The sequence below is a fragment of the Pseudomonas syringae pv. coryli str. NCPPB 4273 genome, from assembly GCF_000972175.1.
Taxonomy (GTDB): Bacteria; Pseudomonadota; Gammaproteobacteria; order Pseudomonadales; family Pseudomonadaceae; genus Aquipseudomonas; species Aquipseudomonas syringae.
Genome location: NZ_AWQP01000073.1, coordinates 81,406 through 100,139 on the forward strand (window position 1 = coordinate 81,406; position 18,734 = coordinate 100,139).

Annotated in this window: 22 protein-coding genes; 12 read left to right on the top strand and 10 right to left on the bottom strand. The window is 58.4% G+C overall.

The window, feature by feature from the left end; all coding sequences use genetic code 11:
- The first annotated feature begins 714 nt into the window (after positions 1–714).
- A complete protein-coding gene (locus tag P406_RS25435; RefSeq protein WP_003418820.1) occupies positions 715–1,176 on the top strand; it encodes a DUF2753 family protein in 462 nt (153 codons plus the stop codon).
- A gap of 1 nt (position 1,177) precedes the next feature.
- On the top strand, positions 1,178–1,789 hold the full coding sequence (locus P406_RS25440) for a superoxide dismutase (protein ID WP_046237713.1): 612 nt from the start codon (positions 1,178–1,180) through the stop codon (positions 1,787–1,789).
- 186 nt (positions 1,790–1,975) lie between these two features.
- Here the strand turns inward: P406_RS25440 and P406_RS25445 are convergent, their stop codons facing one another.
- From P406_RS25445 to P406_RS25490, 10 genes are all read right to left on the bottom strand, one after another.
- Positions 1,976–2,248 carry an HPr family phosphocarrier protein gene (locus P406_RS25445; RefSeq protein ID WP_003313599.1) on the bottom strand — a complete coding sequence of 91 codons (273 nt, stop codon included), beginning with the start codon at positions 2,246–2,248 and terminating at the stop codon, positions 1,976–1,978.
- Positions 2,249–2,263: 15 nt separating this feature from the next.
- Positions 2,264–3,121, bottom strand: a complete 858-nt coding sequence (gene rapZ, locus P406_RS25450; RefSeq protein ID WP_003413405.1) for an RNase adapter RapZ — start codon at positions 3,119–3,121, stop codon at positions 2,264–2,266.
- Positions 3,122–3,123: 2 nt separating this feature from the next.
- Positions 3,124–3,588: a PTS IIA-like nitrogen regulatory protein PtsN gene (gene ptsN / locus P406_RS25455; RefSeq protein ID WP_046237714.1), complete on the bottom strand. Its 465-nt coding sequence runs from the start codon at positions 3,586–3,588 to the stop codon at positions 3,124–3,126.
- 10 nt (positions 3,589–3,598) lie between these two features.
- Positions 3,599–3,907, bottom strand: a complete 309-nt coding sequence (gene hpf, locus P406_RS25460) for a ribosome hibernation-promoting factor, HPF/YfiA family (RefSeq protein ID WP_002555091.1) — start codon at positions 3,905–3,907, stop codon at positions 3,599–3,601.
- 75 nt (positions 3,908–3,982) lie between these two features.
- The gene (locus tag P406_RS25465; RefSeq protein ID WP_003340639.1) at positions 3,983–5,476 is read right to left on the bottom strand and encodes an RNA polymerase factor sigma-54; all 1,494 of its coding nucleotides are present in this window, start codon (positions 5,474–5,476) and stop codon (positions 3,983–3,985) included.
- Positions 5,477–5,659: 183 nt separating this feature from the next.
- A complete protein-coding gene (lptB, locus tag P406_RS25470; RefSeq protein WP_003313594.1) occupies positions 5,660–6,385 on the bottom strand; it encodes an LPS export ABC transporter ATP-binding protein in 726 nt (241 codons plus the stop codon).
- Positions 6,386–6,931 (bottom strand): lipopolysaccharide transport periplasmic protein LptA, encoded by a 546-nt coding sequence (lptA, locus tag P406_RS25475; RefSeq protein WP_003413399.1) that lies wholly within the window; start codon positions 6,929–6,931, stop codon positions 6,386–6,388.
- Positions 6,918–7,490, bottom strand: a complete 573-nt coding sequence (gene lptC / locus P406_RS25480; protein ID WP_003413393.1) for an LPS export ABC transporter periplasmic protein LptC — start codon at positions 7,488–7,490, stop codon at positions 6,918–6,920. Before lptC ends, lptA begins: the two co-directional genes overlap by 14 nt.
- Positions 7,491–7,498: 8 nt before the next feature.
- Positions 7,499–8,038, bottom strand: a complete 540-nt coding sequence (locus tag P406_RS25485; protein WP_046237715.1) for a KdsC family phosphatase — start codon at positions 8,036–8,038, stop codon at positions 7,499–7,501.
- Complete coding sequence (locus tag P406_RS25490) at positions 8,038–9,012, bottom strand: KpsF/GutQ family sugar-phosphate isomerase (protein ID WP_003413388.1); 975 nt, start codon at positions 9,010–9,012, stop codon at positions 8,038–8,040. The genes P406_RS25485 and P406_RS25490 overlap by 1 nt, the downstream gene beginning before the upstream one ends.
- Before the next feature lie 305 nt (positions 9,013–9,317).
- Between P406_RS25490 and P406_RS25495 the strand changes: the two genes are divergently transcribed.
- The 10 genes from P406_RS25495 to hisC all read left to right on the top strand — a co-directional run bounded on the left by P406_RS25495 (position 9,318) and on the right by hisC (position 17,308).
- Entirely contained in the window at positions 9,318–10,127 is an 810-nt protein-coding gene (locus tag P406_RS25495; protein ID WP_003313589.1) for an ATP-binding cassette domain-containing protein, read from the top strand.
- Positions 10,127–10,924 carry a lipid asymmetry maintenance ABC transporter permease subunit MlaE gene (mlaE, locus tag P406_RS25500; protein ID WP_003313588.1) on the top strand — a complete coding sequence of 266 codons (798 nt, stop codon included), beginning with the start codon at positions 10,127–10,129 and terminating at the stop codon, positions 10,922–10,924. Before P406_RS25495 ends, mlaE begins: the two co-directional genes overlap by 1 nt.
- Positions 10,924–11,391 carry an outer membrane lipid asymmetry maintenance protein MlaD gene (mlaD, locus tag P406_RS25505; protein ID WP_003313587.1) on the top strand — a complete coding sequence of 156 codons (468 nt, stop codon included), beginning with the start codon at positions 10,924–10,926 and terminating at the stop codon, positions 11,389–11,391. Before mlaE ends, mlaD begins: the two co-directional genes overlap by 1 nt.
- A gap of 10 nt (positions 11,392–11,401) precedes the next feature.
- Positions 11,402–12,052, top strand: a complete 651-nt coding sequence (locus tag P406_RS25510; protein WP_046237716.1) for an MlaC/ttg2D family ABC transporter substrate-binding protein — start codon at positions 11,402–11,404, stop codon at positions 12,050–12,052.
- Positions 12,049–12,354, top strand: a complete 306-nt coding sequence (locus tag P406_RS25515; RefSeq protein ID WP_003418813.1) for an STAS domain-containing protein — start codon at positions 12,049–12,051, stop codon at positions 12,352–12,354. The genes P406_RS25510 and P406_RS25515 overlap by 4 nt, the downstream gene beginning before the upstream one ends.
- 115 nt (positions 12,355–12,469) lie before the next feature.
- A complete protein-coding gene (locus P406_RS25520; protein WP_002555079.1) occupies positions 12,470–12,709 on the top strand; it encodes a BolA family protein in 240 nt (79 codons plus the stop codon).
- A 22-nt stretch (positions 12,710–12,731) separates the two neighbouring features.
- A complete protein-coding gene (gene murA / locus P406_RS25525) occupies positions 12,732–13,997 on the top strand; it encodes a UDP-N-acetylglucosamine 1-carboxyvinyltransferase (RefSeq protein ID WP_003413384.1) in 1,266 nt (421 codons plus the stop codon).
- 153 nt (positions 13,998–14,150) lie between these two features.
- Complete coding sequence (gene hisG / locus P406_RS25530) at positions 14,151–14,786, top strand: ATP phosphoribosyltransferase (protein WP_002555077.1); 636 nt, start codon at positions 14,151–14,153, stop codon at positions 14,784–14,786.
- 123 nt (positions 14,787–14,909) lie between these two features.
- The gene (hisD, locus tag P406_RS25535) at positions 14,910–16,256 is read left to right on the top strand and encodes a histidinol dehydrogenase (RefSeq protein ID WP_003418811.1); all 1,347 of its coding nucleotides are present in this window, start codon (positions 14,910–14,912) and stop codon (positions 16,254–16,256) included.
- Positions 16,256–17,308, top strand: coding sequence for a histidinol-phosphate transaminase (hisC, locus tag P406_RS25540; protein WP_046237717.1), 1,053 nt, complete (start codon positions 16,256–16,258; stop codon positions 17,306–17,308). The genes hisD and hisC overlap by 1 nt, the downstream gene beginning before the upstream one ends.
- Positions 17,309–18,734 lie beyond the last annotated feature (1,426 nt).

Genomic DNA, 18,734 nt, shown 5'->3' on the forward strand with positions numbered 1-18,734 from the left:
CACTACAGCGTGGGAATGCAGTTCTCGACGCTTTGCGCCGTCAAGAGGACGCGGAGCGTCCGGAACGGCATGCGACGCGGAGCGCCGCACGATAGTTGCGATCATCGTTCCCTACGCTCCAGCGTGGGAATGCAGTTCTCGACGCTCTGCGTCGCAAGAGGACGCAGAGCGTCCGGAAAGGCATACGACGCGGAGCGCCGCACGATAGTTGCGGTTATCGTTCCTCACGCTCCAGCGTGGGAATGCAGTTCTCGACGCTCTGCGTCGCAAGAGGACGCAGAGCGTCGCACGATAGTTGAGGTTATCGTTCCCTACGCTCCAGCGTGGGAATGCATTTCGTGACGCTCTGCGTCACCCATCCGCTTGCGGCGTTGACCGCCAATAACCTCCGTCCGAACCCGCGTTTTACGTTTCCCTCAAAGCATGTTCACGCTCACCGGCGCAAGGCGGTGAAGCGATCGGGCTTGTGTTGATTCTGTATCTCATTTAATAATGAATATCATTTCTAAAATGAACTGCGATCATGGGGTCTGTTCTGAGCGAGTTGTCTTAGCTGGAAATCAGCGTGGCTTGAGTCTGCGGATTCGTTGTGCGCTTGAAACCGACGAGCCTCTGCTGATCGAGCATTACCTCGCCAAGAGGCGTTCCTGACGCGATTGACCGCCACGCCCCGGCCCATGGTCGCTGCCTAGCCAACGTTCCTGGAGGTACTTCATGCAGCATTGGAAACGCACCATCGAGCAGGCCAATCGCTGTTTCAATCTCGGCGAGTGGGTCGAGGCCCGCGAGTTGTACCTTCAGGCGCTGGCGTTGGCGCAGGTCTTGTTCGAGCGCTGGGCGGATGTCGACGAAGCCGTCGCGGCCTGTGTGATTTCTCACCATAACCTGGCGGATCTGCACCTGAGTCTGGGCCAGCCGGAGGAGAGCGCCGAGTACCTGTGCGCCATCCACCAGCACCTGTTGCGGACCCTGCAGGATCAACGTCTTTCGCCCGCCCTGCGTGAAGCGGCCTTGCGCCACAGCAGCAAAACCTACGCCGAGCTGCTGAGTTTCATCAGCGAACACGGCGAATACCCGCGCACTCATCGGTTGCTGAACAGCAGCAGCGAGCATACGCGCTCAGCGCTGCAGCGCCATTCGGCAGCCCCTTCCGGACTTTTCTACGGAGCACATTGAAATGCCCTACACCTTGCCAGCACTGCCTTACGCATACGACGCCCTTGAGCCGCATATCGATGCGCAAACCATGGAAATCCACTACACCAAGCATCACCAGACGTACATCAACAACCTCAATGCGGCAATCGAAGGCACGGAGTTCGCCGACTGGTCTTTGGAGAAGCTGGTCGCCAGTGTCCAACAGTTGCCTGAAAACCTGCGCCCCGCAGTGATCAATCAGGGTGGCGGCCATGCCAATCATTCGTTGTTCTGGGAGGTCATGGTGCCGGGCGGGGGAGGTTTACCCAAAGGCGCTGTCGCGTCGGCGATTGACGAACAACTGGGCGGCTACGAACGCTTCAAGGAGGCATTCACCAAGGCCGCGTTGACCCGTTTTGGCAGTGGCTGGGCATGGCTGAGCGTCACGCCTGACAAGAAGCTGGTGGTGGAAAGCAGTGGTAACCAGGACAGCCCGTTGATGAACGGCAACACGCCGATTCTGGGGCTGGACGTGTGGGAGCACGCTTACTACCTGCGCTATCAGAACCGTCGTCCCGAATACATTAACGCGTTCTACAACGTGATCAATTGGGAAGAGGTGTCCCGCCGTTATCAGGCCGCTCTGGCCTGAGCCTGGCAGCCGGTCCCAAGGCCGCGTATGCGCTCCGGATTCCTCACGCTCAGCAATGTGCGGTTATTTCGTCTGGCAGTCGGGAGCGTGTTGCTGTTGGCGGGTATGGCGCTCCTGGTTGCCCATGGGCTGAACTGGATGCGCGTTCAAGGCTGGTGGTGACGGATACCGCGTTTGTCCGAGGGCTTATTCGCCTTCATCAAACCGGTTGTCGATCAGCTCGACCAGACCATCGAGCGCTTCCTGTTCGAATTCGCCTTCGGTGTGCAGGTGGATCTCGGTGCCCTTGCCGGCAGCCAGCATCATCACGGCCATGATGCTTTTGCCGTCGACCATGCTCTCCGGAGTGCGGCCGACCCTGATCTTGCAGGGAAACTTGCCTGCGACGCCGACGAATTTGGCGGCAGCGCGGGCGTGCAGGCCCAGTTTGTTGATGATGGTGATTTGACGAGCGGGCATCGCAGTGAAAATCCTTCAGCTGAGGTCGCGGTGGCGAACCTGAACGTTCTTGAGTGATTGTTGCAAGACCTGACCAAGCCGCTCGGTCAGGTAGACCGAACGGTGGTGTCCGCCGGTGCAGCCGATGGCAATGGTAACGTAAGAACGGTTACTGGCTGCAAACCGGGGTAGCCATTTGTTCAGGTAAGCGAAGATGTCCTGAAACATTTCTTCGACATCAGGCTGCACCGACAGGTAGTCGATTACGGGTTGTTCAAGCCCAGAGTGGTCGCGCAGTTCTGGCTTCCAGTACGGATTGGGCAGGCAGCGCACGTCGAATACCAGGTCTGCATCGACAGGCATGCCGCGCTTGAAACCAAACGACTCGATCAGAAACGCAGTGCCTGGTTCGGGCTTGTTCAGCAGACGAAGCTTGAGCGCGTCGCGCAACTGATAGAGGTTCAGGTGGGTGGTGTTGATCTTCAGGTCGGCCAGATCGATGATCGGGCCAAGCAGTGCAGTCTCGTCGCGTATCGCTTCGGCCAGCGAACGATCTGCCGTGCTCAGGGGGTGGCGGCGCCGGGTTTCCGAGAAGCGCTTGAGCAGGGTGGCTTCGTCTGCATCCAGGTACAGCACGTCGCACTGAATATTGCGCGAACGTACTTCATCCAGCATCTGCGGAAAACGGGTCAGATGGCTGGGCAGGTTGCGGGCATCTATCGAAACCGCCAGCAAGGGTTCGGCGAGTTCTGTGTTGATCAGCGCGCGTTCGGCCAGCTCCGGCAACAGGCCGGCCGGCAGGTTATCGACGCAGTAAAAGCCGCTGTCTTCCAGTACATCGAGCGCCGTACTCTTGCCTGAGCCGGAGCGACCGCTGACGATGATCATGCGCATGGTCAGTTTCCGTTCTGCACGTCCAGCACCACCTGATAAAGCGCCTCAGCGCTTTGGGCGCTGCGCAGACGCTTACGCACATCTTTGTCGTCGAGCATGCTGGCGATCTGGCGCAGCAGCTCCAGGTGCTCATCGGTAGCGGCTTGCGGGACCAGCAGTACGAACAGCAGGTCAACCGGCGCGCCATCAATGGCGTCGAAATCCACGGGTGTAGCGAGGTGAATCACTGCACTGACAGGCTCGCTGCAGTCAGCGAGGCGGCAGTGGGGGATGGCAATACCGTTGCCAAAACCGGTCGAGCCCAGTTTTTCCCGGGCGACGAGGCTTGCGAATACCATGTCCGAAACCATGCCCGGCACTTCACGGCCGATCAGGTTGGCAATTTCTTCGAGTACACGCTTTTTGCTGCCACCCGGCACGTTCACGAGGGAGCGGCCGGGGGTCAGGATATTTTCGATTCGGATCATTAAATGGGCGTTAGCGAGCGGCCGCACCTTTGAGGATGCTTTGCTGCTTTTCCTTATGCTTGAGCAATTGTCGGTCTAGCTTGTCAGTGAGCAGGTCGATGGCAGCGTACATGTCATCATGTTCAGCATTGGCAACGACCTCTCCACCATGGATGTGCAACGTGGCTTCGATCTTCTGCTTGAGCTTTTCGACCGTCATCGTGACCTGCACGTTGGTAATCTTGTCAAAATGCCCTTCGAGCTTCTTGAGCTTGAGCTCAACGTATTCACGAAGGGGTTTGGTCACTTCCAGTTGGTGTCCACTGATGTTGACTTGCATACAGCTTTCTCCTTTGCCAGTGCATAAAGAGGCAGGCATGGCGCCTGCCACTGGAACGCTGTGGCTCGGCCTGCATCACATCAGTCGCTTACGCTCACTGGAAGGGGCGATCCCGAGAGACTCACGGTACTTGGCGACTGTGCGACGGGCTACTTGAATGCCTTGTGCCTCCAGTAAACCAGCGATCTTGCTATCACTCAACGGCTTTTTCTGATTTTCCGCCGCAACCAGTTTTTTGATGATTGCGCGAATTGCCGTGGACGAGCATTCACCGCCTTCGGAGGTGCTCACATGACTTGAGAAGAAGTATTTCAGCTCGTAAATGCCGCGTGGGGTGTGCATGAATTTCTGCGTGGTCACCCGCGAGATGGTCGATTCGTGCATGCCCACTGCCTCGGCAATATCGTGCAGCACGAGCGGCTTCATGGCCTCGTCGCCGTACTCGAGAAAACCGCGCTGATGTTCGACGATCTGCGTGGCGACCTTCATCAGCGTTTCGTTGCGGCTTTGCAGGCTCTTGATGAACCAGCGTGCTTCCTGCAACTGATTGCGCATGAAGGTGTTGTCTGCACTGGTGTCGGCGCGCCGCACGAAGCCCGCGTATTGCGGATTGACGCGCAGGCGCGGCACCGACTCCTGATTGAGTTCGACCAGCCAGCGTTCGTTGTCCTTGCGCACGATCACGTCCGGAATGACGTATTCGGCTTCGGTGGATTCGATCTGTGAGCCGGGACGCGGGTTGAGGCTCTGCACCAGCTCGATGACCTGGCGCAGCTCGTCTTCCTTGAGTTTCATGCGCCGCATCAGTTGGCCGTAGTCGCGGCTTCCGAGCAGATCGATGTAGTCGCTGACCAGGCGTTGTGCTTCCGTCAGCCAGGGCGTTTTTGCCGGTAGCTGGCGCAGTTGCAGCAGCAGGCATTCGCTCAGGTTGCGTGCGCCGATGCCAGCAGGTTCAAACTGCTGGATGCGGTGCAGTACCGCTTCGATCTCGTCGAGCTCGATGTCCAGCTCGGGGTCGAACGACTCGAGAATCTCATCGAGTGTCTCGTCGAGGTAACCCTGGTTGTTGATGCAGTCGATCAGCGTGACTGCCACCAGGCGGTCCTTGTCGGACATCGGCGCAACATTCAGTTGCCACAGCAGGTGGCTTTGCAGGCTTTCGCCGACAGAGGTGCGTGTGGTGAAGTCCCACTCGTCATCATCGTTGCTTGGCAGGCTGCTGGCGCTGGTCTGGTAGATGTCTTCCCAGGCCGTATCGACGGGCAGCTCGTTGGGAATGCGTTCGTTCCATTCGCCTTCTTCAAGGTTGTCCACGGTAGGCGCGGATTCCTGATAAGTCGGTTCCTGAACGTCGGGGTTGGGCTTTTGTTCGATGTTGTCGGCAAGCGGGTCGGAGTGGTCGAAGTCGTCGCCTTCTTCCTGCCGCTCCAGCATAGGGTTTGACTCCAGCGCCTCCTGGATCTCCTGCTGGAGATCCAGAGTGGAAAGCTGGAGTAAACGGATTGCCTGTTGCAGCTGCGGTGTCATCGTCAGCTGCTGGCCCATTCTCAAGACTAGCGATGGTTTCATGGCAGGGGCTAAACACCTTATTCGCCGGCGCGCATGCGCCATCTACTACAGGCGCCGTGGCGCCAACTTAAGCAAATTATATGCCTGAAACCTGTGCATTTGCCTAGAGTGGTATGACAAATAAAATCTTGTCAATACACTGCGTAGGCATCAATCGGCTGCGAAGCGCAAAGGGGCAGTCGATTAAAGGCGGAACTCGTGGCCGAGGTAGACCTCTTTCACCAGCTGATTCGCCAGAATGGTCTCGGAGTCGCCTTCCGCAATCAGCTGTCCATCGTTGACGATGTAGGCCATTTCGCAGATATCCAGCGTTTCCCGGACATTGTGGTCAGTGATCAGTACACCGATACCCTTGGCCTTGAGGTGGTGAATGATCTGCTTGATGTCGCCTACCGAAATAGGGTCGACACCTGCGAACGGTTCATCCAGGAGGATGAATTTCGGCGCGGTGGCCAGGGCCCGAGCGATTTCCACGCGGCGACGTTCACCACCCGACAGGCTCATGCCCAGGTTGTCGCGGATATGGGTAATGTGGAACTCCTGCAGCAGGCTTTCCAGTTCCTTGCGGCGCGCACCGGCATCGAGCTCCTTGCGGGTCTCGAGAATCGCCATGATATTGTCGGACACCGACAGCTTGCGGAAAATCGAGGCTTCCTGAGGCAGGTAGCCGATACCCGCGCGGGCGCGACCGTGCATGGGTTGATGGCTGACATCCAGATCGTCAATCAGCACACGACCCTGATCAGCCTGGACCAGACCCACGATCATGTAGAAGCAAGTGGTCTTGCCGGCGCCGTTCGGGCCCAGCAGGCCGACGATCTGGCCGCTGTCGATGGAGATGCTCACATCGCGCACGACCTGCCGGCTTTTGTAGCTTTTAGCCAGATGCTGGGCTTTGAGCGTCGCCATTTACTGGGCCTTCTGAGGTTGATCGGTTTTCTTTTTCGGCTGGATGACCATGTCGATACGCGGACGTGGTGTAGTCACCTTGGCGCCATTGGCCCGACCGGCGCTGACGACCTGTCTGACCGTGTCGTAGACGATCTTCTCGCCTTCCGAGGTGTTGCCATCATTGATGACCTTGGCCTTGTCGATCAGGACGATACGGTCCTGGCCGGCGTAATACTGGATGGTGACGGCATAGGCCTGCACGATCGGTTTGTCCACGGCAGGCTTCTGCTCGTAGTAGGCCAGGTTGCCGACGGAGGTGAATATGTCGACTTCGCCCTGGGCGTTTCGCGTGATCGTCACGGTGTTGCCTGTGATTTTCATCGAGCCCTGAGTGATGATGACATTGCCCTTGTAAGTCGCCACGCCTTTCTTGTCATCGAGCTGAGCATCGTCAGACTGGATGTGGATAGGCTGATCTCGGTCGGTTGGCAGGGACCAGGCGCTCGCGCTTCCCAGTGCTGCGCCCAGGCCGAGCAATAAAGGAAGAGTTTTAACGAGCCTCATACTGTCCTCTTACGTTGGACAGCAGGTCCATCCTGCTGTCTTTCAAATACGCTTTCATTCCCTTGGCCGTAGTGACACCGCCCGCGCCGTCGATTCTAACGTCTTGGTCGGTCTCCGCATATTCCTTCTGAGGAAATACGGTCATGCGACTGCTGGTAATAATGGTCGTACGCTGTTTTTCATCGGTGCGCTCAACACGAACGGAATCCATGAGCTCGACCTGATCGCCCCCGGACGAAACTTCACCTCGTTTGCTTTGCACGTGCCACGGAAATGCTCCGCCGCGGTACATGTTCAGATTGGGTGTCGTCAGCAGGCTCACATCTGTGGCCTTCACATGCTCGACCTTGTCGGAGGTCATGTCGTACTGAAGTGTGCCATCTGGCAGATACTGCACGCTGCGAGTATTGACCGCATAGTAGTCGATCGCCGTGTCGTCAATCGACGCATCAGGCTGATCCATGAAGCTTTCCGGGCTGATGTTCCAGTAGCCGACCGCTGCCAGCAGCAGCGCCAGTACCCCGAGAAGCAGGAACTTGCGAAATTTTTTAGTGAACATAATGGCTTCTATAAATAGGCGGAGTGAGCCGCTTCAAGGTTGCCTTGCGCACTCAGAATCAGTTCGCAGAATTCGCGCGCTGCACCTTCGCCGCCTCGCGCCCTGGTTATCCCGTGTGCATGCTCGCGTACAAAGCCGGCAGCATTGGCCACTGCCATGCCCAGACCGACGCGTCTGATAACGGGCAAGTCTGGCAGATCATCACCCAGATAGGCGACCTGTTCGTAACTCAGATCGAGTTCTGCCAGCAACTTGTCCAGCACTACCAGCTTGTCTTCACGTCCCTGGAACAGGTGTTCAATGCCCAGGCTCTTTGCCCGGCGCTCGACTATCGCGGTCTTGCGGCCACTGATGATCGCCGTGGTGACGCCTGAGGCTATCAGCATTTTAATGCCTTGGCCGTCGAGGGTATTGAATGTCTTTATCTCGCTGCCATCTTCCATGAAGTAAAGGCGGCCATCGGTCAGTACGCCATCGACGTCGAAGACTGCCAGCTTGATGGCCTTGCCGCGTTGCTTGAGATCCTGGGTCATTATTTGGGTTTCCATTACATGACGCCTGCGCGCAGGAGATCCTGCAGGTTGAATGCGCCAACCGGACGGTCGTTCTGGTCTACGACAACAAGCGCACTGATTTTGTTGTCCTCCATGATTTTCAGCGCCTCGGCGGCGAGCATCTCGGCATGGGCGGTCTTGCCATGAAGCGTCATGACCTCATCGATGATGGTCTGGCGGATATCGACAGGGCGGTCCAGGGTCCGGCGCAAATCACCGTCGGTGAAGATGCCGGCCAGTGTGCCGTCAGCTTCGACGATGGCGGTCATACCCAAACCTTTACGAGTCATTTCAAGCAGCGCGTCGCGCAGCAGGGTGCCGCGTTGCACGCTAGGCAGTGATTCGCCGGAGTGCATCACATTCTCGACCTTGAGCAGCAGGCGGCGACCCAATGCGCCGCCCGGATGGGAGAATGCGAAATCTTCGGCGGTGAAGCCGCGTGCGTTGAGCAGCGCCACGGCGAGGGCGTCGCCCATGACCAGTGCGGCGGTCGTCGAGGACGTCGGTGCCAGGTTGAGCGGGCAGGCCTCATGCACGACATGCGCGTTGAGGTTGATGTCGGCAGCCTTGGCCAGAATGGACTCGGGGTCGCCGGTCAGGCTGATCATCTTTATGCCCAGACGTTTGATCAGTGGCAGCAGGGTGACGATTTCGTTGGTGCTGCCGGAGTTCGACAGGGCCAGGATGATGTCATCACGGGTGATCATGCCCATGTCGCCGTGGCTGGCTTCGGCCGGATGCACGAAAAACGAGGTGGTGCCGGTGCTCGCCAGCGTCGCAGCGATCTTGTTGCCGATGTGTCCGGACTTGCCCATGCCGACCACGACCACACGCCCTTTGCTGGCGAGGATCATTTCGCACGCGCGCACGAAATCGCCGTCAAGACGTTCAAGCAAGCCTTGTATGGCTTCTATCTCAAGGCGAATGGTGCGTTGCGCCGATTGGATCAGGTCACTGGATTGGTTCATGTCTGGAGAGGGTCAGCCTGCTGAAAGGCGGCGATTATAGCGGTAATGAACGATTCCCTCACGTCTGATCGTCGTTGTGTTGTTTTTAAACGAATTTCCTACGCACCTGCGGGTCTGTATTCAAGCCTGTGGCCATAACATTGTGGTACAGAATAATTCAGCGAATACCTGAACCGCTCGGTTCTCTTCTTGGGGGCGGGTGGCTGCGGTGATATAGTTCGCGGCCTGTTCGGCACGCCTGGGCAGCCTCTCGGTGTTCAAAAAACCGGCGGCTCGGGGTGGAAGCTGTATCGCAAGGAGTTTAGATGAGTCCTGATGACGCCTATGCGGTCGAGTTGAAAGGTGTGTCTTTCAAACGCGGTGCGCGCAGCATTTTCAATAACGTTGATATTCGTATTCCGCGCGGCAAGGTCACCGGGATCATGGGGCCGTCAGGCTGCGGCAAGACAACCCTGCTGCGCCTGATGGGTGCCCAGTTGCGCCCGAGCGAAGGGCAGGTGTGGGTCAACGGCCAGAATCTGCCGGAGCTTTCGCGCAGTGATCTGTTCGATGCCCGCAAGCAGATGGGCGTTTTGTTTCAGAGCGGTGCGCTGTTTACCGATCTGGATGTATTCGAAAACGTCGCCTTTCCCCTGCGTGTGCACACCGAGCTGCCGGAAGAAATGATCCGCGACATCGTTCTGCTCAAGCTTCAGGCCGTAGGCCTGCGCGGCGCGGTGGAACTGATGCCGGACGAATTGTCGGGCGGCATGAAGCGTCGTGTCGCGCTGGCGCGCGCAATCGCGCTCGACCCGCAGATTCTCATGTATGACGAGCCCTTCGTCGGGCAGGACCCGATTGCGATGGGGGTGCTGGTGCGCCTGATCCGCCTGCTCAACGACGCGCTGGGTATCACCAGTATCGTGGTGTCCCATGACCTCAGCGAGACGGCGAGCATTGCCGACTATCTATATGTTGTCGGCGACGGGCAGGTGCTGGGGCAGGGTACGCCTCAGGAACTGATGTCCTCGGACAATCCACGTATTCGTCAATTCATGACCGGCGAGCCGGACGGCCCTGTACCGTTCCACTATCCGGCGCCGGATTTTCGCGAAGATCTATTGGGGAAGCGCTGATGCGCAATAAGTCACTGATGGACCGGGTTCGCCTGCTGGGGCGCTCGGCCATCGATATTGTTACTGTTCTGGGGCGTTCCGGTCTGTTTCTGGTGCATGCCTTGCTCGGTCGCGGCGGTGCGGGCAGCAGTTTTCAACTGCTGGTCAGGCAGCTGTATTCGGTGGGTGTCATGTCGCTGGTCATCATCGTGGTGTCCGGCATGTTCATCGGCATGGTGCTGGCGCTGCAGGGGTTCAGCATCCTGACCAAATACGGTTCGGAGCAGGCGGTCGGCCAGATGGTTGCCCTGACCCTGCTGCGTGAACTCGGCCCTGTGGTGACAGCCTTGCTGTTCGCCGGTCGTGCAGGCTCTGCATTGACCGCCGAGATCGGCAACATGAAATCCACCGAGCAGCTGTCGAGCCTGGAAATGATCGGTGTCGACCCGCTCAAGTACATCGTTGCGCCGCGTCTGTGGGCCGGGTTTATCTCGCTGCCGATTCTGGCGATGATTTTCAGCGTGGTTGGTATCTGGGGAGCTTCCTGGGTGGCGATCGATTGGCTGGGAGTCTATGACGGTTCTTTCTGGTCGAACATGCAGAACAGCGTTTCTTTCACGAACGATGTGCTCAACGGGGTGATCAAAAGCGTCGTATTTGCCTTCGTGGTGACATGGATTGCCGTTTTCCAGGGTTACGATTGCGAGCCTACTTCCGAGGGGATCAGTCGCGCGACGACCAGAACTGTCGTTTACGCCTCGTTGGCCGTGCTGGGACTGGACTTTATTTTGACCGCTTTGATGTTTGGAGATTTCTGATGCAAAACCGTGCCATCGAAACCGGAGTCGGTCTGTTCCTGCTGGCGGGGATACTGGCTCTGCTCCTGCTGGCCCTGCGAGTCAGTGGTCTGAGCACGAGCGCGAGCACCGACACCTATAAACTTTATGCCTACTTCGACAATATTGCCGGTTTGACTGTCAGAGCCAAGGTAAGCATGGCTGGCGTCACGATCGGCAAGGTGACGGCGATCGATCTGGATCGCGATACCTTCACCGGTCGCGTCACGCTGGAGATTCAGAAGAAGGTCGATAACCTGCCTTCGGACTCGACTGCGTCGATTCTGACTGCCGGTTTGCTGGGTGAAAAATACATTGGTCTCAGCGTCGGTGGCGATGACAAGCTGCTCAAGGATGGCGGGACTATCCATGACACGCAGTCGTCGCTGGTGCTGGAAGACCTGATCGGAAAATTCCTGCTCAATACTGTTAGTAAAGACGCCAAGTGAGGAGCTTCAAATGATCTCTATTCTGCGCCGTGGCCTGCTGGTATTGCTGGCCACTCTGCCAATGCTGGCGAATGCTGCGGCCACCCCGTCGGCTCATGACCTGGTGGAGCGCACCACCAAGGAACTGTTGAGTGATCTGGCGACCAATCGCGAACAGTACAAAACCAACCCAAGCGCGTTTTACGATGCGCTGAACCGCATCGTCGGTCCTGTCGTGGATGCCGACGGCATTTCCAAAAGCATCATGACCGTGAAGTATTCCCGCAAGGCGACGCCCAAGCAGGTTCAAGATTTTCAGGAAAACTTCAAGCGCAGCCTGATGCAGTTCTATGGCAATGCGTTGCTTGAATTCAACAACCAGGGCATCACCGTCGCGCCTGCCAAGGACGAAGGCGATGATCGCACCAGCGTGGACATGCAGGTCAAGGGCAATAACGGCGCGGTCTATCCGGTCTCCTACACGCTGGTCAAGCTGAACGGCGAGTGGAAAGTGCGTAACGTTGTCATCAACGGTATCAATATCGGCAAGCTGTTCCGTGATCAGTTCGCTGATGCGATGCAGCGCAACGGTAACAATCTGGATAAAACCATCGACAACTGGGCTGGCGAAGTGGCCAAGACCAAATCTACCGTTGATGCGACGCAGAAGACGGCACAATGACCGAATCTGCCGTCCGCCTTATCGGGCCGGGTGAGCTCAGTCTGATCGGTGTGCTGGATTACCGCACAGGGCCGCAACTGCGCAAGCAGGGTGCGGCACTGATCAAGTCCGGTGATCTGGCAGACCTCACGCTGGACTGCTCGGGTGTCGAGAAGTCCAGCAGCGTCGGCCTGGCCTTGTTGCTGGCGTTCATGCGTGATGCCAGGGATGCGGGCAAGTCGATGACTATCCGCTCACTCCCCGAAGACATGCGCCAGATAGCTCGCGTATCAGGTTTGACCGAGCTGCTGGGCGCCCACTGAAAGGCACTATCGAAAAAGCCCTTTATCCGGGACCTGCTTGTCGGGCTTCGCATAACATGGGCTTTTTTTGTATGATGCCAGACCCGCGCGCGTATAGCGCCGATCGAGGTTGAGCATGCAGGCCGTAGAAGTTAAAAGCTTCCTTGAAGGAAAGCTGCCGGAAATCAAAGTGGAAGTCGAAGGCGAAGGCTGCAACTTCCAGCTGAACATCATCAGCGACGAGTTGGCCGGCCTGAGCCCGGTCAAACGTCAGCAACAGATTTATACCCATCTGAACCCCTGGATTGCCGATGGCAGCATCCACGCGGTGACCATGAAATTTTTCAGCCGCGCTGCATGGGCCGAGCGTTCCTGAGCCAATTGGTGTCGAGACTCTAATGGATAAATTGATTATTACCGGCGGCGTTCGTCTTGATGGCGAAATTCGCATTTCCGGGGCAAAGAACTCTGCCCTGCCGATCCTTGCTGCCACGTTGCTGGCGGACGGACCCGTTACCGTTCAGAACCTGCCGCATCTGCACGACATCACGACCATGATCGAGCTGTTCGGTCGCATGGGCATCGAGCCTGTGATCGACGAAAAGCTCAGTGTCGAGATCGACCCGCGCACCATCAAGACCCTGGTCGCCCCGTACGAGCTGGTGAAGACCATGCGTGCGTCGATTCTGGTGCTGGGCCCGATGGTCGCTCGCTTCGGCGAGGCCGAAGTGGCTCTGCCAGGTGGCTGTGCCATCGGTTCGCGTCCGGTCGACCTGCACATCCGTGGCCTTGAAGCCATGGGCGCGATCATCGATGTCGAAGGTGGCTACATCAAGGCCAAGGCACCGGAAGGCGGCTTGCGTGGTGCGCATTTCTTCTTCGATACCGTGAGCGTGACCGGTACTGAAAACATCATGATGGCTGCCAGCCTCGCCAACGGTCGCAGCGTGCTGGAGAACGCCGCGCGCGAGCCAGAGGTTGTCGATCTAGCCAACTTCCTGATCGCAATGGGTGCCAAGATTCACGGCGCAGGTACCGACACCATCACCATCGACGGCGTCAAGCGTCTGGGCCCGGCCACTTACAAGGTCATGCCTGACCGTATCGAGACCGGCACCTACCTGGTGGCCGCTGCCGTTACCGGCGGCCGCGTCAAGGTCAAGGACACCGATCCGACCATCCTCGAAGCTGTGCTGCTCAAGCTTCAGGAAGCCGGTGCGGAAATTACGACCGGTGAAGACTGGATCGAGCTGAACATGCACGGCAAGCGTCCGAAAGCCGTCAATGTGCGTACCGCGCCTTATCCGGCGTTCCCGACCGACATGCAGGCGCAGTTCATTTCGCTCAACGCGATTGCCGAAGGCACGGGGGCGGTCATCGAGACCATCTTCGAAAACCGCTTCATGCACGTGTATGAAATGCACCGCATGGGCGCTCAGATTCAGGTTGAAGGCAACACCGCCATTGTCACCGGCACCGAAGTGCTCAAGGGCGCGCCAGTCATGGCGACCGACCTGCGTGCATCGGCCAGTCTGGTGATCTCGGCGCTGGTCGCTCAGGGCGACACGCTGATCGACCGCATCTACCATATAGACCGTGGTTACGAGTGCATCGAAGAGAAGCTGCAAATGCTGGGTGCCAAGATCCGCCGCGTTCCGGGCTAGCAGCATGCGGTCCTGATGCCGCTGGCATCGGGGCCGCCTGTTCTGTCGCGGGTGTGATTTCTGATTCGTTTCACTTCAGGTCAACAGGCCTGAGGGTTGTCACGCGCCGCTTGCGTCGTGACAAAAGTTTCCTGATAAGGACTTACGTTTCCCATGTTGACCATCGCACTGTCCAAGGGCCGCATTCTTGATGACACCCTGCCGCTTCTCGCTGAAGCGGGCATCGTGCCGACCGAGAATCCGGACAAGAGCCGCAAGCTCATCATCCCCACGACTCAGGCCGATGTGCGCCTGCTGATCGTGCGTGCTACCGACGTGCCGACCTATGTCGAGCATGGTGCCGCCGACCTGGGTGTCGCGGGCAAGGATGTGTTGATGGAATACACCGGTCAGGGCCTGTACGAGCCGCTGGACCTGCAGATTGCCAAGTGCAAGCTGATGACCGCGGGTGCCATCGGTGCGGTCGAGCCCAAGGGCCGTCTGCGTGTGGCGACCAAGTTCGTCAACGTTGCCAAGCGTTACTACGCCGAGCAGGGCCGTCAGGTCGATATCATCAAGTTGTACGGCTCCATGGAGCTGGCACCGCTGATTGGTCTGGCAGACAAGATCATCGACGTGGTCGACACCGGTAATACCCTGCGCGCCAACGGCCTCGAGCCCCAGGAACTGATCGCGACCATCAGTTCGCGTCTGGTGGTCAACAAGGCCTCCATGAAGATGCAGCACGCACGTATTCAGGCCCTCATCGACACCCTGCGCAAGGCAGTGGAGTCGCGACACCGTAGCTGATCCCCACACGCAACGTTGAGTTGCGTCCAGCTATCCGTGTCATAGCCAAATTTCTCAGGTGCCTGCGCGGATAGCTTGGTAGCTTTAGGCTCCTGAGCATCCGCCAATTATTGAGGCCCCGCTATGACCACTCCCACTGCAATTCGCCGACTCGACGCTGCTGACCCGGATTTCGCACGACATCTGGATCATCTGCTGAGCTGGGAAAGTGTGTCTGACGACTCGGTCAACCAGCGCGTGCTCGACATCATCAAGGCGGTGCGTGAGCGTGGCGACGCGGCGCTGGTCGAGTTCACCCAGAAGTTCGACGGGCTGCAGGTTGCGTCGATGGCTGACCTGATCCTGCCTCGCGAGCGCCTGGAGCTGGCGTTGACGCGCATTACTGCGGTTCAGCGCGAAGCCCTGGAAAAGGCCGCCGAGCGTGTGCGCAGCTACCACGAAAAGCAGAAGCAGGATTCCTGGAGCTACACCGAGGCCGACGGCACAGTGCTGGGCCAGAAGGTCACGCCGCTGGACCGTGCAGGCCTGTACGTGCCGGGTGGCAAGGCTTCCTATCCGTCTTCGGTATTGATGAACGCCATACCGGCCAAAGTGGCAGGCGTGACCGAAGTGGTCATGGTCGTGCCGACGCCACGTGGTGAAATCAACGAGCTGGTGCTGGCCGCTGCCTGCATTGCAGGGGTCGACCGGGTGTTCACCATCGGCGGGGCGCAGGCTGTTGCAGCGCTGGCTTACGGCACTGAAAGCGTGCCGAAAGTCGACAAAGTGGTCGGCCCTGGCAACATCTATGTGGCGACCGCCAAGCGTCACGTGTTCGGTCAGGTGGGGATCGACATGATCGCCGGTCCTTCCGAGATTCTGGTGGTGTGTGACGGTCAGACCGATCCTGACTGGATCGCCATGGACCTGTTCTCCCAGGCCGAGCACGACGAAGATGCCCAGGCCATTCTGGTCAGTCCGGATGCCGAATTTCTCGACAAGGTGGCGGCCAGCATCACCCGTCTGCTGCCGACCATGGAGCGGGCGGCCATCGTCGAAACGTCGATCAACGGTCGCGGCGCGCTGATAAAGGTGGCTGACATGGCCCAGGCCATCGAAGTCGCCAATCGCATCGCGCCCGAGCACCTCGAACTGTCGGTCGCCGATCCGGAAGCCTGGCTGCCGCAGATCCGCCATGCGGGTGCGATCTTCATGGGACGCCACACCTCCGAAGCGCTGGGCGATTACTGTGCCGGCCCCAACCATGTGCTGCCGACCTCCGGCACGGCGCGCTTTTCCTCGCCGCTGGGCGTCTACGATTTCCAGAAGCGCTCGTCGATCATCTATTGCTCGCCGCAAGGTGCGTCCGAGCTGGGCAAGACAGCGTCCGTGCTGGCTCGTGGCGAGTCTCTGAGCGGCCACGCGCGCAGTGCCGAATATCGAATCACTGACCCTGACTGGAAAGCAGGCAACACAGAGGACGGCAAATAATGAGCAAATTCTGGAGCCCTTTTGTCAGCGATCTGGTGCCTTATGTGCCGGGCGAACAGCCGAAGCTGACCCGAGTGGTCAAGCTCAATACCAATGAAAACCCGTATGGCCCTTCGCCAAAGGCCATCGACGCCATGCGCGCTGCGCTGACCGACGACTTGCGCCTGTACCCGGACCCTAACAGCGATCTGCTCAAGCACGCTGTCGCCGATTACTACAAGGTGCAGCCCAATCAGGTGTTCCTGGGTAACGGCTCGGACGAGGTGCTGGCGCACATTTTTCACGCCTTGTTTCAGCACGAGGCGCCGCTGCTGTTCCCGGATATCAGCTACAGCTTCTATCCGGTGTATTGCGGCCTGTATGGCATCGACTATGAAACGGTCCCGCTGGATGAGCAGTTCCAGATTCGTGCCGAAGACTACGCCAGGCCGAACGCCGGGATCATCTTCCCCAACCCGAATGCGCCGACCGGTTGCCTGCTCGGTCTGGACAAGGTCGAGCAGATCATCAAGGCCAGCCCGGACTCGGTGGTGGTCGTCGATGAAGCGTATATCGACTTTGGTGGCGAGACAGCCATTACGCTGGTCGATCGTTACCCGAATCTGCTGGTCACCCAGACCCTCTCCAAGTCGCGCTCGCTGGCCGGTCTGCGCGTCGGTTTGGCGGTGGGGCATCCTGACCTGATCGAGGCGCTGGAGCGGATCAAGAACAGCTTCAACTCCTATCCGCTGGACCGCATGGCCAATGTGGGCGGGGCGGCCGCTTTCGAGGATCGCGAGCACTTCGAGATGACCCGTAACAAGGTCATCGAAAGCCGCGAGGCATTGGTCGAGCAGTTGCAGGGCAAAGGCTTTGAGGTGCTGCCATCGGCAGCCAACTTCATCTTCGCCCGCCACCCGCAACATGATGCCGCAGCACTGGCCGCCAAACTGCGCGAGCAGGGCGTCATCGTCCGCCACTTCAAACAGCAGCGAATTGCCCAGTTCCTGCGCATCAGCATCGGCACGCCAGAGCAGCATCAGGCATTGCTGGAAGGTTTGAGCGACCTCTGAGAAGCGGACCGGTCAGCCCGAAAACGGGCTGACTCTGCGCTGTCACTCATCGCCGACCTGTGTGAGTAATCCACATGGCTCGAAAACACCCCGGCCCTGTGTGAGTGTTTCACATGGCCCGAAAACACAACGGCCCTGTGGGAGCTTGCTCGCGAAAGGGTCTGTACAAACGCCGAAAATGCATCGACTGAAACACCGTCTTCGCGAGCAAGCTCGCTCCCACAAGGTCATCAGTGCCGCAGGGCATTCGCATGGCTCGAAACACAGCCGACCTGTGTGAGTAATCCACATAGCTCGAAAACACCTCGGACCTGTGTGAGTAATCCACATGGCTTGAAAACACCCCGGACCTGTGTGAGTGTTTCACATGGCCCGAAAACACCCCGGCCCTGTGGGAGCGAGCTTGCTCGCGAAACGGGCTGCACAAGCGCCGAAAATGCATCGACTGAAATACCGTCTTCGCGAGCAAGCTCGCTCCCACCAGGTCATCAGTGCCGCAGGGCATTCGCACGGCTCGAAACACCGTCGACCTATGTGAGTAATCCACATGGCTTGAAAACACCCCGGCCCTGTGTGAGTGTTTCACATAGCCCGAAAACACCCCGGCCCTGTGTGAGTGTTTCGCATGGCTCGAAAACACCACGGCCCTGTGGGAGCGAGCTTGCTCGCGAAAGGGCCTGTACAAGCGCCGAAAATGCATCGACTGAAACACCGTCTTCGCGAGCAAGCTCGCTCCCACAAGGTCATCATTGCCGCAGGGCATTCGCACGGCTCGAAACACCGTCGACCTGTGTGAGTAATCCACATGGCTTGAAAACACCCCGGACCTGTGTGAGTGTTTCACATGGCCCGAAAACACCACGGCCCTGTGTGAGTGTTTCACATGGCTAGAAAACACCCCGTTACCTGTGGGAGCTTGCTCGCGAAAGGGCCTGTACAAACGCCGAAAATGCATCGACTGAAACACCGTCTTCGCGAGCAAGCTCGCTCCCACCAGGTCATCAGTGCCGCAGGGCATTCGCACGGCTCGAAACACAGCCGACCTGTGTGAGTAATCCACATGGCTTGAAAACACCCTGTACCTGTGGGAGCGAGCTTGCTCGCGAAAGGGTCTGTACAAACGCCGAAAATGCATCGACTGAAACACCGTCTTCGCGAGCAAGCTCGCTCCCACAAGGTCATCATTGCCGCAGGGCATTCGCATGGCTTGAAACACAGCCGACCTATGTGAGTAATCCACATGGCTTGAAGACACCACGGCCCTGTGGGAGTGTTTCACATGGCCCGAAAACACCCCGTACCTGTGGGAGCGAGCTTGCTCGCGAAAGGGTCTGTACAAACGCCGAAAATGCATCGACTGAAACACCGTCTTCGCGAGCAAGCTCGCTTGTGTCTTTGATCAAGGTAAAGTCTGGGGTGAGAGGGG